The 24,941-nt window shown below is 50.8% G+C and carries 23 protein-coding genes; 15 read left to right on the top strand and 8 right to left on the bottom strand.

Annotated features, from left to right (window positions below; translation table 11 throughout):
- Positions 1–208: 208 nt before the first annotated feature.
- The 4 genes from AR688_RS00790 to xylA all read right to left on the bottom strand — a co-directional run bounded on the left by AR688_RS00790 (position 209) and on the right by xylA (position 6,202).
- Complete coding sequence (locus AR688_RS00790; protein ID WP_197412072.1) at positions 209–1,459, bottom strand: sensor histidine kinase; 1,251 nt, start codon at positions 1,457–1,459, stop codon at positions 209–211.
- Positions 1,459–2,181, bottom strand: coding sequence for a response regulator transcription factor (locus tag AR688_RS00785; RefSeq protein WP_068227849.1), 723 nt, complete (start codon positions 2,179–2,181; stop codon positions 1,459–1,461). The genes AR688_RS00790 and AR688_RS00785 overlap by 1 nt, the downstream gene beginning before the upstream one ends.
- A 51-nt stretch (positions 2,182–2,232) precedes the next feature.
- A complete protein-coding gene (locus tag AR688_RS00780; RefSeq protein WP_068227848.1) occupies positions 2,233–4,617 on the bottom strand; it encodes a TonB-dependent receptor in 2,385 nt (794 codons plus the stop codon).
- Between the two features lie 295 nt (positions 4,618–4,912).
- Positions 4,913–6,202 (bottom strand): xylose isomerase, encoded by a 1,290-nt coding sequence (gene xylA, locus AR688_RS00775; RefSeq protein WP_231732003.1) that lies wholly within the window; start codon positions 6,200–6,202, stop codon positions 4,913–4,915.
- Here xylA and AR688_RS20405 point away from each other — a divergent pair.
- Positions 6,083–6,451: a hypothetical protein gene (locus tag AR688_RS20405; RefSeq protein ID WP_231732014.1), complete on the top strand. Its 369-nt coding sequence runs from the start codon at positions 6,083–6,085 to the stop codon at positions 6,449–6,451. The two genes, xylA and AR688_RS20405, sit on opposite strands and share 120 nt — an antisense overlap.
- A 35-nt stretch (positions 6,452–6,486) precedes the next feature.
- Here AR688_RS20405 and xylB read toward each other — a convergent pair whose 3' ends face one another.
- A complete protein-coding gene (gene xylB, locus AR688_RS00770) occupies positions 6,487–7,953 on the bottom strand; it encodes a xylulokinase (RefSeq protein WP_068227846.1) in 1,467 nt (488 codons plus the stop codon).
- 211 nt (positions 7,954–8,164) lie between these two features.
- On the opposite strand from xylB, the gene AR688_RS00765 reads away from it, so the two are divergent.
- The 3 genes from AR688_RS00765 (at position 8,165) to AR688_RS00755 (ending at position 14,173) form a co-directional block, all read left to right on the top strand.
- The gene (locus AR688_RS00765) at positions 8,165–9,361 is read left to right on the top strand and encodes a XylR family transcriptional regulator (RefSeq protein ID WP_068227844.1); all 1,197 of its coding nucleotides are present in this window, start codon (positions 8,165–8,167) and stop codon (positions 9,359–9,361) included.
- Positions 9,362–9,542: 181 nt separating this feature from the next.
- Entirely contained in the window at positions 9,543–11,288 is a 1,746-nt protein-coding gene (locus AR688_RS00760) for a glycoside hydrolase family 43 protein (RefSeq protein WP_068227842.1), read from the top strand.
- Positions 11,288–14,173 (top strand): glycosyl hydrolase 115 family protein, encoded by a 2,886-nt coding sequence (locus AR688_RS00755; RefSeq protein WP_068227840.1) that lies wholly within the window; start codon positions 11,288–11,290, stop codon positions 14,171–14,173. Before AR688_RS00760 ends, AR688_RS00755 begins: the two co-directional genes overlap by 1 nt.
- Before the next feature lie 41 nt (positions 14,174–14,214).
- On the opposite strand, the gene AR688_RS00750 is transcribed toward AR688_RS00755, so the two are convergent.
- Complete coding sequence (locus tag AR688_RS00750; protein WP_068227838.1) at positions 14,215–14,634, bottom strand: GFA family protein; 420 nt, start codon at positions 14,632–14,634, stop codon at positions 14,215–14,217.
- A 111-nt stretch (positions 14,635–14,745) separates the two neighbouring features.
- Between AR688_RS00750 and zapE the strand changes: the two genes are divergently transcribed.
- The 11 genes from zapE to AR688_RS00695 all read left to right on the top strand — a co-directional run bounded on the left by zapE (position 14,746) and on the right by AR688_RS00695 (position 23,898).
- A complete protein-coding gene (zapE, locus tag AR688_RS00745; protein WP_231731879.1) occupies positions 14,746–15,900 on the top strand; it encodes a cell division protein ZapE in 1,155 nt (384 codons plus the stop codon).
- 148 nt (positions 15,901–16,048) lie between these two features.
- Positions 16,049–16,774, top strand: a complete 726-nt coding sequence (locus tag AR688_RS00740) for a 5-oxoprolinase subunit PxpA (RefSeq protein ID WP_068227836.1) — start codon at positions 16,049–16,051, stop codon at positions 16,772–16,774.
- An 8-nt stretch (positions 16,775–16,782) separates the two neighbouring features.
- Positions 16,783–17,490 carry a 5-oxoprolinase subunit PxpB gene (gene pxpB, locus AR688_RS00735; RefSeq protein ID WP_231731877.1) on the top strand — a complete coding sequence of 236 codons (708 nt, stop codon included), beginning with the start codon at positions 16,783–16,785 and terminating at the stop codon, positions 17,488–17,490.
- Complete coding sequence (locus AR688_RS00730; protein WP_068227832.1) at positions 17,487–18,428, top strand: biotin-dependent carboxyltransferase family protein; 942 nt, start codon at positions 17,487–17,489, stop codon at positions 18,426–18,428. The genes pxpB and AR688_RS00730 overlap by 4 nt, the downstream gene beginning before the upstream one ends.
- The gene (locus tag AR688_RS00725) at positions 18,428–19,273 is read left to right on the top strand and encodes a glutamate cyclase domain-containing protein (RefSeq protein ID WP_068227830.1); all 846 of its coding nucleotides are present in this window, start codon (positions 18,428–18,430) and stop codon (positions 19,271–19,273) included. Before AR688_RS00730 ends, AR688_RS00725 begins: the two co-directional genes overlap by 1 nt.
- Positions 19,274–19,497: 224 nt before the next feature.
- Positions 19,498–20,364, top strand: a complete 867-nt coding sequence (locus tag AR688_RS00720) for a D-amino acid aminotransferase (RefSeq protein WP_068227827.1) — start codon at positions 19,498–19,500, stop codon at positions 20,362–20,364.
- Positions 20,365–20,502: 138 nt separating this feature from the next.
- The gene (locus AR688_RS00715) at positions 20,503–21,066 is read left to right on the top strand and encodes a carboxypeptidase-like regulatory domain-containing protein (protein WP_068227825.1); all 564 of its coding nucleotides are present in this window, start codon (positions 20,503–20,505) and stop codon (positions 21,064–21,066) included.
- On the top strand, positions 21,063–22,232 hold the full coding sequence (locus tag AR688_RS00710) for a lipase family protein (RefSeq protein WP_068227823.1): 1,170 nt from the start codon (positions 21,063–21,065) through the stop codon (positions 22,230–22,232). The genes AR688_RS00715 and AR688_RS00710 overlap by 4 nt, the downstream gene beginning before the upstream one ends.
- 82 nt (positions 22,233–22,314) lie before the next feature.
- The gene (locus AR688_RS00705) at positions 22,315–22,863 is read left to right on the top strand and encodes a DUF6795 domain-containing protein (protein WP_156420184.1); all 549 of its coding nucleotides are present in this window, start codon (positions 22,315–22,317) and stop codon (positions 22,861–22,863) included.
- Between the two features lie 135 nt (positions 22,864–22,998).
- A complete protein-coding gene (locus tag AR688_RS00700; RefSeq protein WP_068230985.1) occupies positions 22,999–23,430 on the top strand; it encodes a carboxypeptidase-like regulatory domain-containing protein in 432 nt (143 codons plus the stop codon).
- A gap of 48 nt (positions 23,431–23,478) precedes the next feature.
- Positions 23,479–23,898, top strand: a complete 420-nt coding sequence (locus AR688_RS00695; RefSeq protein WP_068227818.1) for a hypothetical protein — start codon at positions 23,479–23,481, stop codon at positions 23,896–23,898.
- 47 nt (positions 23,899–23,945) lie between these two features.
- Here AR688_RS00695 and AR688_RS00690 read toward each other — a convergent pair whose 3' ends face one another.
- Complete coding sequence (locus tag AR688_RS00690) at positions 23,946–24,527, bottom strand: FMN-binding negative transcriptional regulator (RefSeq protein WP_197412070.1); 582 nt, start codon at positions 24,525–24,527, stop codon at positions 23,946–23,948.
- Positions 24,528–24,540: 13 nt separating this feature from the next.
- Positions 24,541–24,939, bottom strand: coding sequence for a GNAT family N-acetyltransferase (locus AR688_RS00685; protein ID WP_068227813.1), 399 nt, complete (start codon positions 24,937–24,939; stop codon positions 24,541–24,543).
- Between the last annotated feature and the right edge of the window lie 2 nt (positions 24,940–24,941).

Genomic DNA, 24,941 nt, shown 5'->3' with positions numbered 1-24,941 from the left:
GCAATGGCACTGCAGTTACAGTAGACGGCTGCAGTGCCAAAAAGCGGGCATTCTTTCATGCACCTGCCAAAGCGCTTGTCAGGTCGTCATTTTGCCTAACATATCGGGAATCTCCCTTCAATGAGCACTGCATTTAAGCTAAAGCGGGCTTCAACACCGGTATCTTCATGGACATACCAACCGGAAAAGGGCTGGTGCTCTGCCAGCTTCACCACGAAAGACGGGCGACTACACGCTTTTCATCAGCGCGCAGCGAAAACGACCAGCCATTGCGCTCACACAACCGTTGCACTATGCCGAGCCCCAGACCATAGCCGTGAGACGACGCCTCGGTCGGTGAGTGCTGCTGATCAGTGTCACTGCTCAGCTGATTGGTGACTAACAGTTCGTGTTCTTCAATACGGATCTTGACCGGCCCCTGCCCGGCGAGCGTGTGCTCGAACGCATTTCGCACCAGATTATTAACCGCAATAGCAAAAGCCTGTGGATGGCCGCAGACGCTGGGGTTGGCGAGTTGGGCTATTTCAACATCGACCAACTTGCGGCTTAAAAGATGGCGCTGCAGTTCTATCGCGTTACTTACCAGCGGCGTCACTAAAAACTGCTCGCCATACAAGCCGTCGTCGGTTTCGCGGGCGAGGCATAAGAACATTTCAATGGTGGTTTTCATATCAAGCGTGGCACGCCGCACCCGATCCAGCGCCTTTACATCTGCCGCTGACAACTCGCTTTGTTCCAGCAGCTCAAGCGCACCTGTAATTACCGTGATTGGCGTGCGCAGCTCATGACTGGCTGAACTGGTAAAATAGCGTTCTCTGGCAACAAAGGCGCTGATACGCTCAAGCGTCTTTTCAATGGTGCCGGCAAGCACACCAACCTCATCATCACCAAACCGGCTGGATGCTATGCGTTTATAATCATCCATCGACAGGTGTTCTACGTCGATGTCTGCCACCGCTTTGGCCAGTTGCGCTACAGGGGCAATAGCTTTGCGCATCACCAACACACCCAGCCCGAAACCCAGCACACCGAGCGTACCGACAACACCGGTAATAACCAGCAGCAACCACCAGTCCTCTGACGATGCCGCCTCAATCCCGGCAACGTCGAACACCACAAAGGCGTGTTGCTGTTGATTGCCGGTAGCTGGCTTTTCATTCTCGACAAATAGCACTGCGACATGTAACTCTTCGGCTTCGAATTCGTACAATCCCTCAGCGGGGTTGGTCTGTGCCCACTGCCGCAGTGATTCCGGCAAGCTGGCAACCGTATCGTAGCTGCGCAGGTTCACCGGCATAACAGGATAGCTTTTGGCGGCAACCTGCAGCTGTTGCGTCAGCACACGATCTTCGCTGAGCCTGATCGCTCCGAAGAAGGCAAGCCCCCAGGCGATGCTGAGTACAGCAACGCAGATCGCAAAGGCAATGGCGACACGCTTGCGTAAACTGTGGCGGTACATCACTCTGCACCCTCTGCGTCCTTTGCATCCTCTGCAATGCGGTAGCCGATGCGATGCACCGTATGAATTAGCGGGCTATCAAACGGCCTGTCGATGGCCTGGCGCAGCTTGTACATATGCGAGCGAAGCGCATCACCATCGGGGCGCTCGTCGGCCCACAACAAGGTTTCAAGCTCATCACGCATCACAACAGACGGCGCCTGTTCCATCAAGCGTTGCAGTAGTTTCATGCCAGCCGGGTTGAGATCGACTCGTCTTCCGGCGCGATGCACCTGCAGCGTGGACCGGTTCAGCGTTAGATCTGCCACCGTTAACAGGTTGTCGGTTTTGCCGTGACTACGTTTGTACAGCGCCTGCAACCTGGCATGCAGCTCCTGTAATGCGAATGGCTTGACCAGATAGTCGTCGGCTCCCGCCGCGAACCCCTGCAGTTTATCGTCAAGCGTGTCTCTCGCCGTTAGCATCAGCACCGGCGTTTCCAGTTTGGCATCTGTGCGCAGCTTCTGGCAGAAACTCAGGCCATCCATGCCCGGCAGCATCAGGTCCAGTACAATAACGTCGAACGGATTCGTCAACGCCAGGTACATTGCGCTGATGCCGTCATAGGCAAAATCCATCACATAGCTGTGCTTTTCAAGATAGGCAGCAATGTTCTCGCAGATGTCGTGGTTGTCTTCGACAATCAACACCCTAACCGGCACCGCACCAAGCGCGTGAACCATATGCTGCTCCCTCTTACCAGTTTTTACCAGGCACGATTTACCATGCCCGTTCTACCACGCATAGTCCAGTCGCAGACCAATCAGTGGCTCTGCTTCGCTATCGTCTTGCACCAGAACGCCGCGGCGGTAGTCAAACTCGGTGTCGTCGCTGGACGACGCAGCCGTTACGTTGATGACATCAAGAAAAGCTGTTACATCTATCGGGCCAAATGCGCACCGATAGTCAACCCGAACATTCAACAAACCGGAACTGTCTTTGCGACCGACATTACGCTCAGTGATTTCTTTTGAGTAGCGTAGCGGTTGCCCAGGCCCCAATACGTCTGAGTGAATAATAAAGTTGTCATCTGGCCGGCCGGAAAGGTATTTGTAGCGCGCCGCGACCTTCCAGCGGTTGCTGATTTCCCAGGTCAGGCCCAGCGTTGCGACATGCTTGCGGTTGAATTCAGCGGCTACGTCACCACGGCCGTCTTTGCGGTCGACCACGGCATCGTTGTAAGAATAGGTTGCGCTGGCGTAAAGACCTTCAAAAATTGTACCGTTCACTACTATATCAACGCCATACGAGCTGCCATCACCAATATTAGCAAAGGTACCGCTGGCCCGGTCAAGGTCTACCACCAGATCGTCGAGGCTTTGATAATACGCCTCGGTTAACACCGACCAATTGCTGTGCGGGAAATATTTTAAACCGACGCTGGTATGGCTGATTTTTTCCATTTTTAGGTCGTTAGACTCGTTAGCGGCAAGTTCTAAATACCGTGGTGACTGATGAAACAGCCCTGCGGTGGCAAAATATCTGACTTTTTTACCCGGCTGCCAGTTGATGCTGAATCTGGGCGCAGCGACGCTTTCGTCGGCAAAACCATCGCGCTCAAGCCGTAAGCCAGTGCCAAAATCCCAATCACCGAATTGAAAAACCTGCTCTACGTAGCCAGCATAGCTGGTTTCTTGCTGATTTATTGCAGAGTTGATGTTCTCGGGCTCAAGCACAATATAACGCTGCTGTGGATCTGGCCTGAAATCATCGTCGTCGTAAACAAAGCGGATCCAATCGCCATCTAACACCGTGTTGTAATCCAGTTCAATTTGCGTTACCCGCACACCGGCACTGAACAGCCCCCATTGATTCACTGTCTCAAAATCGCTGCGCCAGCCAATCTCCGTTTCATCTTCACCTATGGTAATAATATCCTCCCGCAGCGGAAAATCAGACGCGGGTGAGCCTTCTGGTACCAGATCAGGAAAGGCTTCGCCTTCTGAGCTGAGCTTGTCGCTGTTGCGGTAGTAAAGCTTATTATTCCAGACCGCTGTTTCACCGATTAATGAGCGCAATGTAATACCGTACAAATCACTATCCTGTTCAGAATATTGCAGCGCAGCATCTTCGAAATTGGGCGATTCGAAAACGTGAGTCACGTCGCGGCTATAGTCTTCGTGTGTATCCATCAGTAAAATTTCGAAGCTGTGGTTCTGGTTGATAGGTATAACCGACTTTATGATGATATCTCTTAACACCGGCTCGCCAATGTCCAGCTCGTCAATCGTTTCAAACAAAGCGCCGAAGTCCAGTCGCCGGGCAGAAACCAGCATAGTTGCGTCATCAGCGATACCGGCAGGGCCGTCGTAACCTACTTCATAACCGGCAAGGTCGAGGCGCAGACTGGCTGACGGGCTTGGATTGCCATCGGCGACGTCCAGTTTCAGTAGCGATGCCGCACGGCCACCATAAGCCGCCCCCCAGCCTCCGGGGGAGAATTCTGCTCCACTGATAACATTCGGCGCAAAAATCGAGAAACGGCCACCACCACCAACATCTTCCTCTTCACCCAGGGTCGCATCAAAATGCACCGCTTTATCAAACGGAAAGTCATCAACGAATAACAAATTATCTCTTGGGCCACGGCCGCGTACGCTAAAACTGGCGAATTCACTGGCGGATGCCAAGCCAGGTAAACCGTCCAGCGATAGCAGAGGATCGGCACCACCGCCGACAGCACTTCGCAGCGCTTCCCGATCGAGATAAGTGCTGGAACCTGATGCAAAGGTATCAGCTTGCTGAGCTCTAACCTCCACTACCTCAATGGGTTGCGGTTTAAGTTCGAATACTATCCTGATATTTTTGCGCGTAACCACGCGTGCGCTTGGCTCGTACACTGACGCGAACCCGCTTTTGGCCAGGTTCACCGAGTAAAGACCGGGGTCGAGCTGCGAAGCATTGACACGACCTTGTGCGTCGGTTGCTAAAGTTTGCGTGATATTGGTTTCCCGTGCCGTAATCGTGATCTGCACGCCTGAGACTGGCCGCGCAGTAATCTGATCCTTAACAATAACGGTCAGCGCACCGGGCGCCTCGGCTGCGAGGCTAAAAAGTGGCAAGCCAAACAGCAGCGCCCACAGAGTCAACCACGATACTTGTCTCAAATGCCGGCTCATATTGCTATCCCTCCAACAGTTAACCACGATACCTGTCTCAAATGCCTGCTCATATGCTTTCCTCCAACAGTCCGCTGTATTTTTTGATGGAACGCTGCAAAGTTAGCAAAGCCATTGTGACTAAAATGTCGCTGAAACGTGAAAGCTTCATCAGGGAGTGGATGCCTGCAGCCGCGTTAATTGATAGGAAATACCGGCACCTCGACATCTAACCCGGCGAAAACATATTTCGGTAGCAATGTATAAGCAAAAAAAAGCCCGGCAAGCCGGGCAATAACAACGGGGTAGCACAACCTTAGCGGTACAGCACCAAGTTAACCTGATTCTCTAACCTTTCCTGCTGGCCGCTTACAGCTTGCGGGTCCAACTGCTCGCGCGCAACCATATCAGCCAATGATTGCAGGCTGTGCTCACCGCCCTGAATAGCTTTACCCAGGGTGTTACTCCAGCCGGCGTAACGTTTGGCTACAGCGGCACTGAGGAAGTCTTTTTCCAGCAAGGTGGCGGCGCGTTTTAATGCCATGGCCAGATGGTCCATGCCGCCGATATGGCCATAAAACAGATCATAACGGTCCAGGCTTTGGCGGCGTAGCTTGGCGTCGAAATTAAAACCACCGGTAGATAAACCGCCCGATTTTAAAATTTCGTACATCACCAGGCTTAGTTCTTCCACGTTGATCGGAAACTGATCAGTATCCCAGCCGTTTTGTGCATCACCGCGGTTGGCGTCGATGCTGCCAAAAATGCCCAGCGAAATAGCGGTTGCCACTTCATGGTGGAAAGAATGGCCGGCTAGGGTGGCATGGTTGGCTTCGATATTGACTCTGAACTCTTTTTCCAGGCCATACTGCTTTAAAAAGCCGTACACGGTTGCTGAGTCATAATCGTACTGGTGTTTAGTTGGCTCTTGCGGTTTAGGCTCGATTAGTAAGGTGCCTTTAAAACCAATTTTATGCTTATGCTCTACCACCATTTGCATAAAACGCCCCAACTGGGCGCGCTCCTGGCGCAGGTCAGTGTTAAGCAGAGTTTCGTAGCCCTCACGGCCGCCCCACAGTACATAGTTATCACCGCCCAAGCGTTTGGTGGCGTTCATGGCGTGAAATACCTGTGTAGCGCCGTAACTGAATACTTCAGGATCGGGGTTAGACGCGGCACCGGCGGCATAGCGCGGGTTGCTGAATAAATTGGCGGTACCCCACAACAGCTTAACGCCGGTTTCGGCTTGCTTTTGCTCCAGCACATCTACCATGGCAGCAAAATTATTAACGTACTCTTTAATGCTGTTGCCTTCGGGCGCTACGTCGATGTCATGGAAACAATAATACGGAATGCCTAACTTTTGGAAAAACTCAAAAGCGACATCGGCTTTGTGTTTTGCTTGTTGCATAGCATCACCGGCTGCCAGCCAGGGACGGTTAAATGTGGGCTGGCCAAACACATCCTGGCCGTTCCAGCAGAAGTTATGCCAGTAACAGGCCGCCATACGCAGATGTTCTGCCATGGTTTTACCGAGGATTTTTTCACTGGCGTTGTAATGTTTAAATGCGAGGGGATTGGTGCTATCAGCACCTTCATAGGCGATTTTATCTACTTGATCGAAATACTGAGCCACGCTGCTCTCCTTGGTTTTGCACATAATGCTGCTGGTGTAATGTTGGGCAATGATGCGGTTTATCACAATTATGTTTTTTCAGAGCCATCTTGTGCTTTTCAACATATTGCCGTCATCATTGCAGCTGTAGCGTTGTTGGCTGCGTGTATTCGCTCCAATCACATAGTTTACTATGCTCATGGGGCTCATCCACTTGCCGCCTGGCTACAACAGCAATGACTTAGGCAATATTGCTTTGGCCCAAAGGCTGTAGCTTAAAAATGTCCGGCCAGGCTCTGGTATAGTGCTTTGAATTTGTTGTAGCGCGGCAATAGCGCTGCATGGCGCTGGCTGTCGGGCAGATGCCGGCTTACCAGTTCAGGTTGCGGGCAAATATCGACCATTGGCGTGTGCGGCTCCATTGCCAGCTGGGCTAGCCTGGCAGCGCCCAGTGCAGGCCCCACTTCACCGCTTTGGCGAAAGCTAAGTGGCAGGTTTAGTATGTCGGCCAGTAGCTGGCGCCAATAGACACTGCGGGCGCCACCGCCAATAAGGTTAATCTCTGTCGGCTGCAAGCCGCTGGCATGCACGGCATCGGCGCCCTGCGCCAATGCAAAGCTCACGCCCTCTAATACCGAGTAGGTAAGCGCTTTGCGATCTGTGCCGTGGCTTAAACCAAACCAGACGCCTTTGGCATTAGGGTTATTGTGTGGTGTGCGCTCGCCAGACAGATAAGGCAAAAACAGTGGTAATTCAGTGATATCCGCACTTATATCCGCACCGGGCTGCTCCAGCTCAGCTAACAGCTCAGCCACCGGGGCATGCGCCACCTGATCGGCGTACCATTGCAGGCAACTGGCGGCACTTAAGGTTACCGACATTAAATGCCAGCTATTGGGCAGCGCATGGCAGAAACTATGCACCGCCGACTGCGGGTTAGCCATAAAACCATCGCTGACCGCAAAATACACACCCGAGGTGCCAAGCGACAACATTGCCTGGCCGGCACTGACAATACCGGCGCCAACAGCACCGGCGGCGTTATCACCACCACCGGCAACCAGTGGCACCTCGGCCATGCCCCAGCGCTGCGCCAGTTCAGGCAGTAAAGTACCAGTGATCTGGTTGCCCTCATACAATTGCGGCATTTGGCCCTGCTGCAAACCACAGGCCTGCAGCAGGGCGTCGCTCCAGTCGCGCTTGGCCATATCCAGCCATAAAGTACCGGCCGAATCTGACATATCAGAGGCAAAATCACCACTTAAGCAAAAGCGCAGGTAATCTTTTGGCAATAACACTTTTGCGACACGGGCGAAGTGCTCTGGCTCATTTTGATGCAGCCATAACAATTTTGGTGCAGTAAAACCGGGCATGGCCAGATTACCGGTAAGCTGTTGCAATTGCGGCACCTGTTGCTCCAGCTGCTGGCACTGGGCAAAAGCGCGGCCATCGTTCCACAGTATCGCCGGGCGGATCACTTGGTTGCTGCTATCCAGCATGGTGGCACCATGCATTTGCCCCGCCAGCCCGATGGCTTTTACCCCGGCTAACGACTGGCGCTGGCTTAGTTGTGCCATGCATTGCTGCAGGCCTGCCCACCAGTGTTGTGGATCTTGCTCTGACCATAACGGATAAGGCCGGCTTACTGAAAGCTCGCTACTACTGCTGTCGATAACGCTGCCGGTGCTGCTAAGTAAAATAACCTTTATCCCGGATGTGCCTAAGTCTATGCCTATATACATTTGCAATAATTATCCGAATGTTAGCGCTGATAGATGCATCTTTGATGAGCCTGCTACCAGCAGCAATTACGAAAATTCATAATTAATGGCTGAATTATGTTTTCTCATTTGCCAGCCGCGCTGGCTGGTCTAATATTGAACACGCTTGCACTATTTTAGTTAAAAATAAAAAACAAAAATAATAATCAGATAAACCAGACGGGGCGGGGATATGTTTAAAGCAAAACACAGCATTACGTTGTTGTTTAATGCGAATAAAGTTTACGATCGACAGGTTATTGAGGGTATAGGGCACTATTTACAGTCATCTAAAGTGGATTGGGATCTGTATCTGGAAGAGGATTTTCTCTGCCGGCTGGAGCATATTCACGAATGGAGCGGCGACGGCATTATTGCCGATTTTGATGATATGAATATTCAGCGCGCCCTGGCAGGCTCAGTTAAACCGCTGGTCGGCGTGGGTGGCTCATACAGCAATGCCGCCGATTATCCGGCAGTACCCTATGTGGCTACTGATAACTACGCTTTAGTACAAAGCGCCTATGAGCATTTAAAACGCAAAGGGCTGGACCGGTTTGCATTTTACAGTGTACCTGTCGATGAACAGCATCGCTGGGCCAAAGAGCGCGAAAATGCGGTGCGCACGCTAACGGCACAGGATGGCTACGACTGCCAGGTGTATCAGGGACACTGTACACGGCCAGAAACCTGGCAATATGCCATGAACCGCCTGACCGACTGGATCCAGGGGCTGCCCAAACCCATAGGCATTATTGCTGTAACCGACTCACGCGCGCGCCATTTACTGCAGGCCTGCGAACATGTTGGCATTATTGTGCCGGACAATATTGCCATTATCGGTATCGACGACGATGACATTGCCCGTTACCTCAGCCGCATCAGTTTAAGCTCGGTAACCCAGGGCTGTTTTGAAATGGGTTACAAAGCCGCCAAGCTACTGCATATGCAGCTGAATAATATTGACGTGGGTAATAAGCGTATTCTGGTGCCACCGGTGGGTGTGGCTTCGCGCCAGTCTACCGACTTTAAAGCATTGCGCGACCCTTATGTTATTCAGGCTATGCATTACATTCGCCGCCACGCCACCCGTGGCGCCAAGGTTGAGCAGGTGACTGACTTTGTTGGTATTTCGCGATCTAACTTAGAACAACGCTTCCGCTCAGAGCGTGGCCATTCTATTCACACAGAATTGCATAACCAAAAGCTGAGCAAAGCCTGCAAAATGCTGAAAGAAACCCAGGTTAACCCCACTGAAATTGCCAAAATGTGCGGCTACCCGTCGTTACAATATATGTATGCCGTTTTTCAGCGCCATTTCAGCCAGACACCAAAAGAGTACCGCACTGAGCGCACTGATACCTTTAATGGCATGGCGGTAAATGATTAACTTTTAACGCCGCTGCCATTTGCCGCGTTAGCGGCCATGCGCAAAAAACGCACAGCACAGACGTATTTTCATAACACTAAGGCCATTGATGAATATGGCCTTTTTTCTTTTAATGACACTACCTTTTATGTAATGGGCCAGCACACAAGCTGGCACGGCATTGACAGCGGGAGTGTTACACATGACAAACAATTATCGGGCGGTGTTACAACAATCGGTGCTGGGGCTGATATTTTGCTTAAGCGCCTGCCAACCCGCTGTTGATACAGCGGCGAACCACACCACTGCAACTGAACCTGCACCAGCACCAGCAGCCGCACAATTTAACTGGTTTGAATATCAGGGGCTTGACCCGCTGTTTGCTGAGCCCTTGCCGCAGGGTACCTATCAGAATCCGGTGCTGGCGGGGTTTTTCCCCGATCCCAGCATTACCCGCAATGGTGATGACTATTATATGACGGTGTCGTCTTTTACCTACACGCCGGGGCTGCCCATTTTACACAGCCGCGATCTGGTAAACTGGCAGCTTATTGGTTATGCACTAACGCGCCAGTCGCAGATGGAAATGGCCGGTTTGCAGGTGTCACGCGGCATTTTCGCCCCTACGCTGCGCTATCATGACGGCACTTACTATATTATCACCACCGTAGTAGACAGAGGCGGCAACTTTATTCTTACTGCCACCGATCCGGCTGGCCCCTGGTCTGATCCAATCTGGCTGCCTGAAGTAGAAGGTATCGACCCGGATATCTTCTTTGATGACGATGGCAAGGTGTATATTGCCCACAATGGCGACCCTGTCGAATCACTGTACGAAGGCCATAAAGCCATTTGGCTGTGGCAGTACGACCCACAAAGCCAAAAAATTGTAGCGGATTCACAACGGCTGCTGGTTAATGGCGGTGTTGACTTAAGCACTAAGCCCATCTGGATTGAAGCGCCGCACCTGTATAAGCATGATGGCTGGTATTATTTATTGTGCGCCGAAGGCGGTACGGCAGATCAGCATTCGGCGGTCATTTTCCGCAGCCGCAGCCTGGCAGAACCCTTTGTACCTTATAGCGGCAACCCTATTCTGACCCAGCGCGATCTGGCACCTGAACGGCCGGATCCCATTACTACCGCCGGCCATGCCGACTTTGTACAACTGCCCGATGGCAGTTGGTGGGCGGTATTTCTGGCCAGCCGCGCTTATCAGGAGCGCTATTTTAATACCGGCCGCGAAACCTTCTTATTGCCGGTGAGCTGGCAGGATGGCTGGCCGCATATTTTACCTGCCGGTGAAGCTATACCTTACCGCCCTGCCGCCCCGGCCAGCCTCGCCGCGACAACTACCCAACAGCCACTGACCGGCAATTTTACCTGGCGTGACGATTTTAGCGCTGACACACTGGATTTAAACTGGAATACCTTACGTAAATATGACCAGAGCTGGCTTAGCCTGAACAACAAGCAACTTACGCTGCAAGCTGGTGCCAGCGGGCTGGATTCGTCAGAACAACCCGCTTTTATCGGCCGGCGCCAGCAACACACCCATTTTGATGCCAGCACCAGCTTAGCGCTGCCCGCCGGCCAGGCTTCTGCTGGATCATCTTCAGCCGGAATAGTCGCGTTTCAGAACGAGCAATATCACTACTATCTGGGTGTTAAAACCCAGGGTGAGCAGGTGATCATTTTTCTGGAACAGGCCAACGGCGGCGCACCACAGCAAATAGCCAGCCAGCCGCTAACCAAGGCCACTGAGCAAATCCGCCTGAAAATAAGCGGCCGTGCCGGCAGCATCAGCTTTTACTACGCACCTGGCAACGATGACTGGCAACCACTGGCGGGCACCCAGGACGCCACACTGCTAAGCACGCAGGTAGCCGGTGGTTTTGTTGGCACCATGCTGGGTTTACATAGCCGACAGGAAACCGGGGGCAACTGATGAAACCGTGCTTATTACTGCGCTGTGTATTACTGCACTGTTTACTGCTGTGGTGCGTGTTGTTTAGCCTGCCAACCCTGGCGTTACCGGGTAATTATCTGGCACTGACACCCGCTAAAGCTGACTTTGCGCTGGTAGGCAAAAACAGCCAGGCCACTATTGTGGTAGCAGAGCAGGACCATAAAGGCTTATTGCGGGCAGTTAACAGCCTGCAACAAGATATCGCCAATGTCAGTGGTAAACAGCTGAACATCAGCCACAACGTGGGAAATGAGCCAACCGGGCAAGTGCTGATTATCGGCACCCTGGGTAATAACCCGCTGCTGGATCAGCTGGCAGCAGCGGGTAAGCTGGATACCAGCGCTATTGCCGGCAAGTGGGAAGCCTATCTTATTCAAGTGGTAGAGCAACCGATGCCGGGCATAGCGCAAGCTCTGGTTATCGCCGGCAGTGACAAACGCGGCGCGATTTACGGCGTATTTGATCTGGCCGAAACCCTTGGTGTTTCACCGTGGCACTGGTGGGCCGATGTGCCGGTAATTAAGCGCGAGCAGCTGTATATTAAAGCGGGCACCACTATTAGTGATGCACCAAAGGTAAAGTATCGCGGCATTTTTCTGAACGACGAGCACCCGGCATTAACAAACTGGGTAACGGAGAAATTCGGCGGCTATAACAGCCAGTTTTACATCCATGTATTTGAGCTGTTACAAAGGCTTAAAGCCAACTTTTTATGGCCGGCAATGTGGAACAACGCCTTTGCCGATGATGACTGGCGAAATGCTATTCTGGCCGATGAAATGGGCATAGTGATGAGCAACAGCCACCACGAGCCGATGATGCGCGCCGACAAAGAGTGGAACCGTTACGGCGAAGGGCCATGGGAGTACTCTACCAACCGCGACAATATCTATAAGTTCTGGCAGCACGGCGCAAAGCGGCATAAAAACCTGGAAAGTATTTTTACGCTGGGTATGCGCGGCCAGGAAGACGAACCGATGAGCGAAGGTGACAATATTGAGTTACTGCAACAGATAGTGGCCGATCAGCGCACTATTTTGCGGGAAACCTTTACCGACCGCCCGGTTGAAACTGTGCCGCAGGTATGGGCGCTGTATAAAGAAGTACAGGGCTTTTACGAGCGCGGCATGCGGGTACCGGACGATGTAACCCTGCTGTGGGCCGACGATAACTATGGCAATATCCGCCGCTTACCTACCGCCAGCGAGCGCAACCGCACCGGTGGTGCCGGGGTGTATTATCATTTCGACTATGTTGGCAGCCCCCGCTCCTATCGCTGGATTAATACCGTGCCGATGACAAAAATATGGGAGCAAATGCAGCTGGCCTGGCACTATCAGGCTGACCGAATCTGGATAGTGAATGTCGGCGACCTAAAACCGATGGAATTTCCTATCGACTTTTTCTTACGTATGGCCTGGAACCCGGATGCCTTTAACGCCAACAATTTGCAGCAATTTGCCACTGACTGGGCAACTCAGCAATTTGGCACAGCCCATGCTGCAACTATCGCTGAATTAATTCAGGGCTATACCCGGCATAATGGCCGCCGTAAGCCTGAAGCGGCAGAGCCCGCTACTTACAGCATTTTTCACTACAGTGAAGCGCAGCGTATCAGCGACGAACTGGCGCAACTGGTGGCGACATCAGATCAGGTGCAACAGCAATTAGCCCCCGCTATGCAGGACGCTTACATTCAGTTGGTTGCCCACCCGCTAAAAGCCAGCCAGGCGGTGTTTGAGCTAAACCGCGCGGTGGCGATAAACCAGCTGCATGGCGCACAGGGCCGGGTAAGCACCAACTACTGGGCGCAGCAGGTACGGTTTTGGTTTAACCGCGATGCCGAACTGACAGCGCAATACCATAGCCTGGGCAATGGCCGCTGGAACCATATGATGTCGCAGCCGCATATCGGTTTTACTTACTGGCGTAACCCACCGGCTAACCTGATGCCTGTGGTTTCGGTAGCTGAACCTATGGCGGTGGCGGATATGGGCGTCGCCGCCGAAGGTTCGCCCCTGTCGTGGCCGATAAGCGAGTATCAGGGCCAGCAACTGGCACTGGATAGCTTTTACCCGTATGGCCAGCAACAACGTGTAATTGAAGTGTTTAATAAAGGCACAGAACCGTTTGAGTTTAGCGCTAAAGCCTCAGCAGACTGGGTAAAACTGAGCCACAGCAGCGGCAAAATCGGCGTTGAGCAGCAAATTGCAGTATCCGTTGACTGGAGCAAAGCCCAAACCGGGCTGAATAACGCCGAAGTGCATATTCAGGGTACCGGCTGGGGCGGTGCCAAAATACAGCTGGCCGCAGTAAAACCCGCCACAACAGCCACACAGGGTTTTGTTGAAGCTGATGGTTATATTGCTATCGAAGCCGCCAGTGGCAAAACGGTTGCCAATAACAAGCAAGCCTGGTGGCAGGAAATTCCGGGCCATGGCCGCACGCACTCTTCAATGTCGGCTATGACAGTGCCGGATTATCAACCCGGCGCGCTAACACAGGCGCCTTATCTGGAGTATCCGCTGTTTTTTCATAGCACCGGCAGTTTTACCCTGCACAGCATAGTGGCGCCAACGCTGGACTTAGTGCCGGGGCGCGGCCTGCGCTTTGCCGTGGCACTGAATAATGACCCACCGCAACTGGTTGATACACTGGCCGATAACAGCCAGCAGGTGTGGGAGAAGTCGGTACTGGATGGTGTGCGTATTATCAACAGCACGCTGCAGGTAACTAAACCCGGTGCCCATACACTGCGTATTTATCTGGTAGATCCGGCGCTGGTGCTGCAAAAACTGCTGATAGACACCGGCGGCCTTAAACCCAGTTATCTTGGCCCACAAGAGAGCAAACGGCTGCGTTAGCAGCTGTTTGCTGCCAGGTTACACCAGCTTTGTCCACCTATTTACTGTGCTGGGGCGAAAGCAGCAAACATCTCGTCACAGGTCATAGTAGGGGTGTGTTCAGCAAAGTTGTAATAACCCGGTTTGCTGTCGATACACACCTGATGATCGAGCACTAAATCATCGCTGTTATCAAACAGCCCTGCAGGCATAATATATTGGCCATTCTGGCTTAAGCGATAAAACAAATGCGTGCCACATTCAGCGCAAAAGCCCCGCTCGGCCCAGTCGGATGAACGAAAAGCACGGATAAATTGCTCACCGCTAAACTTAACGTCTGTACCGCAATCAATCGCCAGCAGTGGCCCGCCACCCCAGCGTCTGCACATATCACAGTGGCAGGCGCCTATCTTACCTTCAGCTTTTGCCTCACTGATGATGACTTTGCCACACAGGCAACTGCCTTTACGTTGAACTGACATGTTATGCTCCCTTCTGGTTAATGCTACCTAGTTAATGCTACAAGCAATGCTACAAACTTTAGCACAGCACTATTTTATTCGCGTCCAGCCCTGAACATTGCGACAATAATTGTGTGCCCAATTACACCTGACAACCGCTTAAGAGAGGCTGTTATTCCAGTTACCATTTACCAACAACATGTTGCCACAGCAGCGCTAAGTTATGACGAAAACCAGTATCAACTGCTGCAACGCTTAGCGCTGCTGGCACAAAAGCTAAGTAGCCGCCATAGCACCGGTGATCAGTCTGCGCTGCGCGGTTTATATATTCAGGGGCCGGTTGGCCGTGGCAAAACCCTGCTGATGGATCTGTTCTACCAACAGCTGCAAACACCGCAGAAGATCCGGCTGCATTTTCATCATTTTATGGCACGTATCCACCAGGAGCTGCACCAGCTAAGCGGCCAGCCAGATCCGCTGCAGCATATTGCTGCACAGTGGGCTGCACAGTACCGGGTATTGTGTTTTGATGAGTTTTTTGTCAACGATATCGGCGATGCCATGTTACTCGGTACGCTGTGGCGCCATTTGTTTAATGCTGGCGTGGTATTGGTTACTACTTCGAATGCTTTGCCAGAGCAACTATACGCCAACGGCCTGCAAAGGCAGCGTTTTTTACCCACTATCGCCTTACTGCAGCAACACTGCGAAGTGGTGACTCTGGACAGTGGCGAAGATTACCGCCTGCGCCAGCAGCAAAGCTGGCCGTATTATCTGCAGGGTGCCAGCCTGACAACACTGCAGCAAAAGGCAGAGCAGCTCAGTGGCCCGCTGACAGCATTACCGGCTATTAACTTGCTAAACCGCACTGTACCGGCACTGTGGCATAACCAACAGCTTATTGGTTTTAACTTTAACGCCCTGTGCGCCGGGCCGCGCAGCCAACTGGATTATATGGCGCTGTGTGACCAATACGCCGCCATTGCCGTGCACGGCGTGCCCCAATTTAGCTACCTGGCCGATAAACCAATAGTGCACGGCGTTGAAGACAGTTATCAGCGTGAGCACAAAGAATATTACGTAAGCAAACTGGATAACGAAGCGCGCCGCTTTATCGCCCTGGTAGATGAATGCTACGACAGAGGCACCTTGCTAATGCTTAGCGCCGACGTGCCGGTTAACGAATTGTACCAGGCAAAACAATTGGCGTTCGCCTTCGCCCGTTGCAGCTCGCGGCTGCATGAAATGCAAAACCGGGTGTTAAAACACAACACCGCCATCACATAAAGCAGTTTTTGCCAACAACAGGGCATACTTGCTACCCTGCTTATAAACTTATGCGACCAGCGGATAGCAGTAACTGGTCGCATACGACTAGACTATTACTAAAATTGAACGCAATATGAATAAATTATTTTTCCATTGCGGAGGGAAGATGAAACTTAACTGTGATCTGGGTGAAAGCTTTGGCAGCTGGCAAATGGGGCTGGACAGCGATGTTATGCCACATATTGATATGGCCAATATTGCTTGTGGTTTTCATGCCGGTGATGCCGATGTAATAGCAAAAACCTTGCAACTGGCAAAACAGCACAGTGTTGTTATCGGCGCACACCCATCTTACCCCGATTTGCAAGGCTTTGGCAGGCGCAGTATGGCCTTGTCGCACAGCGAAATTGTGAACTGCCTGCATTATCAGATTGCCGCACTGGATGGTATGGCACAAAGCGCGGGATTAAGCCTTAGCTATGTCAAACCGCATGGTGCTTTATACAATGATATGATGAGCAACCCAGCCGTATTTGACGCTGTGCTGGACGCCATTGGCCGCTACTATAAACCGCTTAAACTAATGATTTTAGCCACAGCAGAGCAGCAACAATACTGCGATTTAGCTGCCGCCAAAGGTATTAACCTGTTGTTTGAAGCCTTCGCCGACCGCCGTTACACCGACGACGGCAAGCTGACACCACGCAACCAGCCTGGCGCGGTATTACACGCTGATGAGATGCTGACACAGGTTACCCAGCTGGTTAAACATGGCACTGTCACCACCGCAACCGGCAAACAACTGGCACTGGCTGCCGATACGTTATGTGTGCATGGCGATAACCAGGCCGCTATTGCCCAGGTGCAGCAAATAAGGGCTCTGTTAAAATGAGTATGGGCATGAGCAAGCCGCAGTATCAGCTGACTGTAGCCGGTGAAAATGCACTAATGCTGTATTTTGACCAGCGCATTGACCCGGGCATATCTGCTCTGGTACATCAGGCTTGCGCGCTGATCCGGGCTGAACTGGCAGCCGAGCTTATCGATGTATTACCCTCTTATGCTTCAGTGCTGGTGATGTTTAACCCGCTGCGTACCGATCACTTTCGCGTACAGGCACAATTGAAGCTCTGCCTGGCACAGCTGCAAAACAACGATAGCCAAAGCGGCAAACGGGTAGAGCTGCCGGTGTATTACAGCGAAGAAAGCGGGCCTGATTTAGCTCTTATCGCCCAGACAAAAAATATCAGTATTGATGAGGTTATTCAGCGTCATCAGGCTATCAGTTACCGTGTTTATGCCATCGGCTTTGCGCCCGGTTTTGCCTATTTAGGCGAGGTAGACCCACTATTACAAATGCCACGTTTAGCCACACCACGCGCCAAAGTACCACGCGGTGCCGTCGCCATTGCCGACCGGCAAACAGCGGTATATCCGGCGCAATCGCCCGGCGGCTGGAATTTAATCGGCCTGTGTCCAACGCGGATGTTTAACCCTGAGCAAACACCGGCTATGCCTGTATCGGTAGGCGATGAAGTACGCTTTGTCACGATAGATAAAGCGGAATTTTTACGCCTGGGCGGTGAACTACAAGGTGCTGAGCTATGAGCAGCTTTGAAGTCATAGCTGCCGGTGTATTAAGCCTGTTGCAGGATAACGGCCGTTTTGGCCAGAGCGCGCTGGGCCTGACGACCGGCGGCGCTATGGATGCCCCTTCTGCCCGTTGGGCTAACCGGCTACTGGGCAACGACAATAACGCCACCCTGATAGAGTGCAGTGTTGGTGGCCTGCAACTGCGCGCTAATACCAGCAGCTATATTGCCGTTACCGGCGCAGAGCTACCGCTTAGCATTAATGACAAACCGGCTGAGCTTTGGGCAGTGCATAAAGTGCAGCCAGGCGATGTTATAGAGCTGGGTATGGTAAGCCAGGGCCTGCGAGCTTATCTGGCCGTCGCCGGAGGTTTTGCTGTAACGCCACAGTTTGGCAGCGTGTCTACCGTGCTGCGCGAAGGTATTGGCGGCTTAAATGGCAATAAACTGCAAACCGGCGATTTGTTGGCAGTACAAAAGGTTAAACAACTACCAAGACTAAGCCTGCCGCAGGCCTACCGGCCACAGTTTAACCGCATCCTGACACTACGTTTGGTTGAAGGTTATCAGGCAGAACGCTTTTCTGTTACAGAGCGCCAGCGTTTTTACCTTAACAGTTATAAAGTGACACCACAGGCCGATCGCATGGGTTACAAACTCAAAGGCGCAGCCATTAGTTGTCAGCAAAGCCAGTTGTTATCTGAAGGCATCTGTTACGGCGCAGTGCAAATACCGCCCGATGGCCAACCGATAGTATTGCTAAATGACCGCCAGACGCTGGGCGGCTATCCGAAAATAGGCTCAGTGCTGTCTTTAGACTGTGCGCTGCTGGCGCAGGCTGTGGCCGGTACAGAACTGTACTTTACCGCCATCAGCCCTGAACAGGCACACAATGCACTCTGTTTAGCCAAAGTACGTACTGATGCAATAACAAGCCAACTGGTGAGCCTGTAATGACAGCACTGAACCCCGATTATCTGGCGTTAAGCCAACAGATAGAACAGCTGTTAGTGCGGCAAAACCTGCGCGGTATGGCGGCACTAAAACCGCATTTACGCCCTGGCTATGTTCTGCGCGCGGCGCGGTTGATTAACCAATGCCGTGGTACTGTGCTGATCGGCACCGGTTTTCCGGTGCTGGATACCTTTGAAACCGACGGACCGGCAGGCGCTATTGCTTTATATCAGTTGCTTACGCAGTTAGGGGCAAAGCCGGTTATTGTCTGTGGCAACCCGCTATACAGCGCATTAAAAGCCGATTACCAGTGCTACCAAATTACGGTAAATCAGTATGAAGCACTGCCTGCCATCGCCAGTAAAGCGCTGGCAGAATTACAGCCGCAGCTAGTGATATCCATCGAACGGCCCGGTTTTAATGCACAGCAGCGTTACGCCAATATGCGCGGTGAAGATATCAGCGCCCGCTGTGCCAGCTTTGATTATTTTTTAACTCAGGCGCCCTGCCCGACGATTGGCATTGGCGATGGCGGCAATGAAATTGGCATGGGTAATCTGTTGCAGGCCGTTAGTGCACTGAATATTACCCCGGCGGTAACTGAATGCGACGAATTGATTGTCGCCGATGTGTCGAACTGGGCAGCCTGGGGTCTGGCGGCTATGGTGTCCTTGCTGCGCAATGAAAACCTGCTTGCCGGTGCCAACCCGCTGGCAATTTTGCAGTATTTATCGGCCAAAGGCAGTGTAGATGGCGTTACCCGGTTAAATACCCTGACCGAAGACGGCCTGGCACATACTGAAGGCGAGCAACTGATTACGGATTTTAAGTTACTGATTAAGTGAGAATCGGTGTAGCCGCCGAACCGATATACCCACACCAACACGCCGTGAATACGTCCTTGTAGGCTCGGTTATGAACTTCATCCATGAAGTTCACCCTGACGGGCCAGCGGAGCTGTTCAAATTCGTTCCTGACGAATTTGTCCGCATCCATGCCGTCAACGGTTGGCTTAGGGTATATCGATTCTGCTTTATGAATTTCTGGTAACATCTTAAAGAGAACCGCAATGACAACAGTATATTTAAACGGCGCCTTTGTACCGGCCAGCGAAGCGAAAATATCGCCGATGGACCGTGGTTTTTTATTTGGCGACGGCATTTATGAAGTGATCCCGAGTTATGGCGGCCGCTTTGTTGGTTTTGGCCCGCATATTGACCGCATGCACAGCGGTCTGGCACAACTGTCGATTGACCCCAAGCTAAGCCTGACCGACTGGCAACATATAGCTGATAAACTACTGGCAGATAACCGTACAGAACTGGGCGATAACCTCGGCGTGTACTTTCAGGTTAGCCGCGGCACCGATACCAAGCGCGGCCATGCCTTTCCGGCCAATATAGCGCCAACGGTGTTTGGCTTTGCCTTTGCCATCCCACCCGAGCCGGTGGCCGATAAAGCCAAAGCCACCACCTATGCCGTGGTGACCGGCCAGGATTTACGCTGGCAACGCTGCCATATTAAATCGACATCACTATTGGGTAATGTGCTGCATTACCAGCAAAGCTACAGCCAGGGCGCGCAGGAGATATTACTGTTTGATAAAGATGGTAATTTAACCGAAGGCGCAGCAGTAAACGTGTTTATCGTAAAAGACGGTGTTATTGCCACACCGCCGTTAAGCCATAAATTACTGCCTGGTATTACCCGGCAACTATTGCTGGCCATTTTAGCCAAACACAGCAGCATCAAAGTGCAAGAACGCGATATCAGCGAAGCAGAAGTACTGGCCGCCGATGAGATCTGGCTTACCAGTTCCAGCAAAGAAATTGCGCCAGTGCTATATGTTAACGACAAGCCAGTAGCTGATGGTAAAGTAGGCGATGTCTGGCTTACAGTACAACAGCTTTTCAGCGCACATAAATTCGATTATTAACCTCATGCTAGTCAGCGCGCTGCCAATCCAGGCAGCGCCATCTTTTATCTTCTTTTTACCCCACTTTCACAAATAATTAATTTACAAAATTGCATTATTTATATATCTTTTAGCAACGTCATTTCAGCCGGAGCCCGGATGCGTATTTCTAACGTCTGGCAAAAGCCGTTGCCACTGTTGGTAGCAGCATTGAGCTTTTTAGTATTTATTGTTTTCTCACAACAGGTTAACGCAGATATGTTTAGCTGGTTTAAAAAAACAGAGTTGGAGTTATCTCCCGAAGTTAATGGCACTGTCACTTTTAACGGCAAACCGATTGCTGGTGCAAAGGTCCTGCGCCTTTTAACTTACAGCGACAAAAAATTTAATGACAGTACTACTACTGACGAGCAAGGCCACTTTCAGTTACCGGTTAAAACAGTAAAGCTGAGAGTGTCCTCAATGTTTGATACAGCAGTAACCCAAAACTTAGTTGTTGAACACGCGAATAAGCAAACGGATGTTTGGACTGCAGGAACAACTAACACTTTGAACTATGAAAGTGTTCAGAAATTATTATCCAGCATGAAGTGTGAATTGACCTCACCTGAGATGAGGTTAGAAATTCCCAGGGGAAACCCTCAATCCCCCCCCCTAGGCGTTGCCAGTATATGCACTTTTGAGCACGACGAAGTCATACTAGAAAAGGAATTATGGAAATGAATGAACTGACACCGTTAATGGCCGCATCGTTAGCTAACTCGGTCTATTTACTGAAAGAAAATGGTAGGGAGAAAGAGTTTTCGCTAGAACTAAATACTCAAGTAACCAAAAATTTTGACTTTGATTTGAACAACCACCGCCTAACAGGTGTATCCGGCAGTATTGTTTCCCGATTATTTAATCGAAGAACGGGGTTTGCCGCCATTGGTAAAGGTAAAGCCTCTTATGCAGGCGATCACGTGGTAGCCATTAGGGGCACAGACGGGCTACGGGATATTATTACAGATTTACATATTGGCCTAGCAGGCGGCGATAACAATTCTCTTGTACATGCGGGGTTCAACAAAGTATTTCAAAGCTTGAAACCAGCTTTAGAGCAAAGCCTTACACCCATCTTAACTGCCAATGGCCGCGGCACAGTGCACTGCGTTGGCCATAGTCTTGGTGGTGCATTAGCACATATAACCGCTGATTGGGTAAAAAGGCGCTATAAAAACCGCGTATGTTTATATACTTTTGGCTCACCGCGGGTTGGTTTAGATGGTTTTGCCATTAAAACCACCGGTAATATTGATAAAATTTTCCGCTGCACCCATGCCAGTGATCCTATCCCATTGATTCCATTATGGCCTTTTATGCATGCACCATATCAGTCACGTGAAATATTACTTAGTTCAGCTCAAGGATTGCGCGCATCCGGGCATAGCATGGGAGAAAATGGTACGCCGGGCTACTTAAATACCGCAAATAGTAATAGTTGGGGCGCGTTGCAAAACCAATCAACTGAACTTTTCAAAGAAATTGAATTAAAATACCCGGAACGACACCAAGTTACTTTCACTACATATTGGGCACATCGCATCAACAATGCTTTAATTACACTTTTGAGAAAAGCAGGTTTGTTAACGCTGATATATGCTCAGGCTCGTATTGGTACCTATTTGACATTTTATGACATGCTGGCTTCCTCTGTTGAGAAAATTGCCAAACTCTCTGGTGAATTTGCCGAACAAACTCGTGGGCTTCTAGGGCATATGCTGGTATTCGCAGGTAAAGGCGCAACTAAGGTAGCTGACTTATCTTATCAATTCATTCGCTGGGTTTTCGAAGTTACTATCGGTGCTTTACATCGTATTGCCAGACAAGCACTAGATTTGGTTAACTAATCAGTCAAACATGTTGCTCTATAACCGGATAGGCCTATTCTGGCTGTCCGGTAAACCTCGTCTACTTATTTACCGGCAAAAAATGACTTCAATCCGTCTTGTCACCAGAAACATTGTTTTAGGAATCATCGTCATTTTAGTTTTTTCATCACAAGTCATGGCAGATATGTTTAGCTGGTTAAAAAACAAAGAATCACAACTATCACCTGTAGTGCAAGGACAGATTTTATCGAATGGCGAGCCAGTTCGTGGAATTGCAGTGATCCGTGACTTAAATTATGGTGACAAACTATTTACAGACAAGTGCACAACTGATGCGGACGGACGCTTCAGCTTCTCGCGTAAAATTATTAAAGCCAGAGAGTCTATGTTTGATACCGATGTGAGGCACGGTTTATATGTAGAGCAAGGTTCTGAAGTAATAAGAATTTTTAGCATCTCCAGCTTAAACACACTTGATTTCAAAAGTTTTAATACGCTGCTCAAAAATATGACGTGTGAACTGAACAACCCCGAACTTGGTTACGATCTGGAACCTGATCCGGCAAAACCAGGTGTTTATTTAGGCGCAATCAGCAAATGCCGTTTCGCTGATGAAAGCGTTGTTATAAATAAGGCAATTGTAGAATGAATACCTTGACTCACCACATGGCTTATCAATTGGCGAATACAAACTAATATGTTCAATCGAAAGCTATTCCTGCAGTTGTCAGCAGCGTTGAGCTTTTTGTTGCTTATTATTTTTCCACAGCAGGTTAACGCAGATATGTTTAGTTGGTTTAAAAAATACGATGTGCATTTATCGCCTGCGGTGCAGGGTCAGGTGTTACTTAACGGCCAGCCATTAGTGGGTGCAGTGGTATCGCGTGAGCTTAACTATGACAAAGAATTTGTTGATAAAACTACCACCGATGCTAAAGGCCATTTTAGCTTTACGGAGAAAAATATCCGCTCCCGAAAACCCGGTAGTCTTTGGGAAATGCGAACCCGCCAGGTTATTGTTGTCCACCATAACCAACAACCCTATCTGCTCTGGTATCTGACAACGTCTAGCATTAAGCCGCAACAAGCCGTGGTGCAGCGCTTAGCTGCGCTAAACTGCGATCTTAAAGACGAAGAGCAGGATCAAGTATTCGCAAACGTTGAAACACCCCACTTTCCTCACGGCGTGGTAAGCATTTGCCGTTGGCCTGATTAAAACCCATTACAACGCTAATTTATGGCGAGCGCTTATAAGGATTAAACTATGGGCATACTTCTTTTACCTGCTTTTTTAGCATATGTCGCAGCCGTTATTTATGGTGCGATTAGAAGCTATAAAATTATTGAAGTGCATGGCGTAAGCCTTTGGCTTGGGCTATTGCTGGCTGCTGCGTTTATTTGTGCCATAGTGCCCACGCTCAACGTATATTTGCGCTTTAAAGATGCCACCAGTTTATGGGCTTTTGATGTACCTATCAGCTTGCTATTTAACCCCATAGCCGCGGTATTACTTGTTGCCAGTTTTGCCGTGTTAAAAAGCCATTGGCTAATCAGCCAGCCGCTGCCATTGCCGCTTAGTGTTGCGGCAACCGGCGTGCTGCTTGGCATTTCTGTTGGTACGGTGCTTGGTTTGTTTTTTGCCGAACAGCTGGCGGGGTTAGACCAGCTACCGCGCACGCATTAGCCCCCGGCTGCGGCTGAAACTCTGGTAACTGTTTACAAGTAATTATGCTAACGCTGCGATAGCATCATTTGCCATACTGTGGCTGGCTGCTCAGTTTGCTGCAAATAAGCCACTACCGCTTGCTGCTCTGCAGGCGTTTTGTTTTGCGATAACTTAAAACGGCCCGTGACACTACTCAGGTTAATCTCAACGCCGACTATGGCGTTAACTAATTTTTGTTGGTAGTCAGCGGCTTGCGCCATATCAGGTGCGCTGTGCGCTTCCTGTTTTCTGACCAATGCCAGCGTTTGCTCTGCATCTAACAACCGTGCTGTGCCTTTTAGTTCAGCCAGGGCGTAATTCCAGGTAGATACCGCCGGTTGCAGCTGGTAACAACTGGCAGCAATAAAAGCATGTGGCCCCTGAATAACAATAGTAACCGACGCGCCGTCTAACTGGCTTAGCTGCGGATTATTGCGCGCTAAATGGCAGTACGCTTTATCAGCCGTGCTGTGCCAGGCAAATAAAAACGGTAGTGGTGTGTAGCTCAAGCTGCCGTTATTACTAAGCAGCAAACCAAAATAATGTTGCTGCAAAAACGTCTGCAGTTGTATGCGGTCATCGCTGTAATAAAAAGCTGGTGGATACACTGCTGGCTCCCGGTTAGTACTGGCGCTGAATATGAAAGGCATTATCTATCGCGGTAAAACCCACCTGAGGATAATACTGCATGGCAGAAGGCGCGCTGCGCAGTAATTGTTGCACCTGCGGCCCGGTGGCCTGCTGTACCGCAGCCAGCAGCGCTTTACCTATACCCTGCTGCTGGTAAGCTTTATCTACCAGCAGATCACAGATATACACCACATAGGCTTTATCGGTTAAACAGCGCGCCAGCCCCAGTAGCTGGCCATTTTGCCTGGCGGTGATCAGCAAATTGCTACTTGCCAGCATAATGGCCATTCTTGCGCCATCGTCTGTTGGCCGGTTAATGCCTGATGCGCGATATAGCACCTGCATTTCGTCCAGATTAAAACTGCTTTCCTGTTGGTATACGATGGTCATTA

This window comes from Rheinheimera sp. EpRS3, from assembly GCF_001513785.1.
Lineage (GTDB): Bacteria > Pseudomonadota > Gammaproteobacteria > Enterobacterales > Alteromonadaceae > Alishewanella.
Note: the sequence above shows the minus strand (reverse complement) of the source record. Positions and strands in the feature narration are given on the sequence as shown.

Coding starts and splice junctions, on each gene's coding strand:
- AR688_RS00730 (WP_068227832.1), top strand. CDS start 17,487: ATGAGCAGCTTTGAAGTCATAGCTGCCGGTGTATTAAGCCTGTTGCAG.
- AR688_RS00750 (WP_068227838.1), bottom strand. CDS start 14,634: ATGTCAGTTCAACGTAAAGGCAGTTGCCTGTGTGGCAAAGTCATCATC.
- AR688_RS00755 (WP_068227840.1), top strand. CDS start 11,288: ATGAAACCGTGCTTATTACTGCGCTGTGTATTACTGCACTGTTTACTG.
- AR688_RS00700 (WP_068230985.1), top strand. CDS start 22,999: ATGTTTAGTTGGTTTAAAAAATACGATGTGCATTTATCGCCTGCGGTG.
- xylB (WP_068227846.1), bottom strand. CDS start 7,953: ATGTATATAGGCATAGACTTAGGCACATCCGGGATAAAGGTTATTTTA.
- AR688_RS20405 (WP_231732014.1), top strand. CDS start 6,083: ATGCCAGTAACAGGCCGCCATACGCAGATGTTCTGCCATGGTTTTACC.
- AR688_RS00740 (WP_068227836.1), top strand. CDS start 16,049: ATGAAACTTAACTGTGATCTGGGTGAAAGCTTTGGCAGCTGGCAAATG.
- AR688_RS00780 (WP_068227848.1), bottom strand. CDS start 4,617: ATGAGCCGGCATTTGAGACAAGTATCGTGGTTGACTCTGTGGGCGCTG.
- pxpB (WP_231731877.1), top strand. CDS start 16,783: ATGAGCAAGCCGCAGTATCAGCTGACTGTAGCCGGTGAAAATGCACTA.
- AR688_RS00790 (WP_197412072.1), bottom strand. CDS start 1,459: ATGTACCGCCACAGTTTACGCAAGCGTGTCGCCATTGCCTTTGCGATC.
- AR688_RS00705 (WP_156420184.1), top strand. CDS start 22,315: ATGACTTCAATCCGTCTTGTCACCAGAAACATTGTTTTAGGAATCATC.
- AR688_RS00685 (WP_068227813.1), bottom strand. CDS start 24,939: ATGACCATCGTATACCAACAGGAAAGCAGTTTTAATCTGGACGAAATG.
- AR688_RS00720 (WP_068227827.1), top strand. CDS start 19,498: ATGACAACAGTATATTTAAACGGCGCCTTTGTACCGGCCAGCGAAGCG.
- AR688_RS00725 (WP_068227830.1), top strand. CDS start 18,428: ATGACAGCACTGAACCCCGATTATCTGGCGTTAAGCCAACAGATAGAA.
- AR688_RS00695 (WP_068227818.1), top strand. CDS start 23,479: ATGGGCATACTTCTTTTACCTGCTTTTTTAGCATATGTCGCAGCCGTT.
- AR688_RS00715 (WP_068227825.1), top strand. CDS start 20,503: ATGCGTATTTCTAACGTCTGGCAAAAGCCGTTGCCACTGTTGGTAGCA.
- AR688_RS00785 (WP_068227849.1), bottom strand. CDS start 2,181: ATGGTTCACGCGCTTGGTGCGGTGCCGGTTAGGGTGTTGATTGTCGAA.
- AR688_RS00760 (WP_068227842.1), top strand. CDS start 9,543: ATGACAAACAATTATCGGGCGGTGTTACAACAATCGGTGCTGGGGCTG.
- AR688_RS00765 (WP_068227844.1), top strand. CDS start 8,165: ATGTTTAAAGCAAAACACAGCATTACGTTGTTGTTTAATGCGAATAAA.
- AR688_RS00710 (WP_068227823.1), top strand. CDS start 21,063: ATGAATGAACTGACACCGTTAATGGCCGCATCGTTAGCTAACTCGGTC.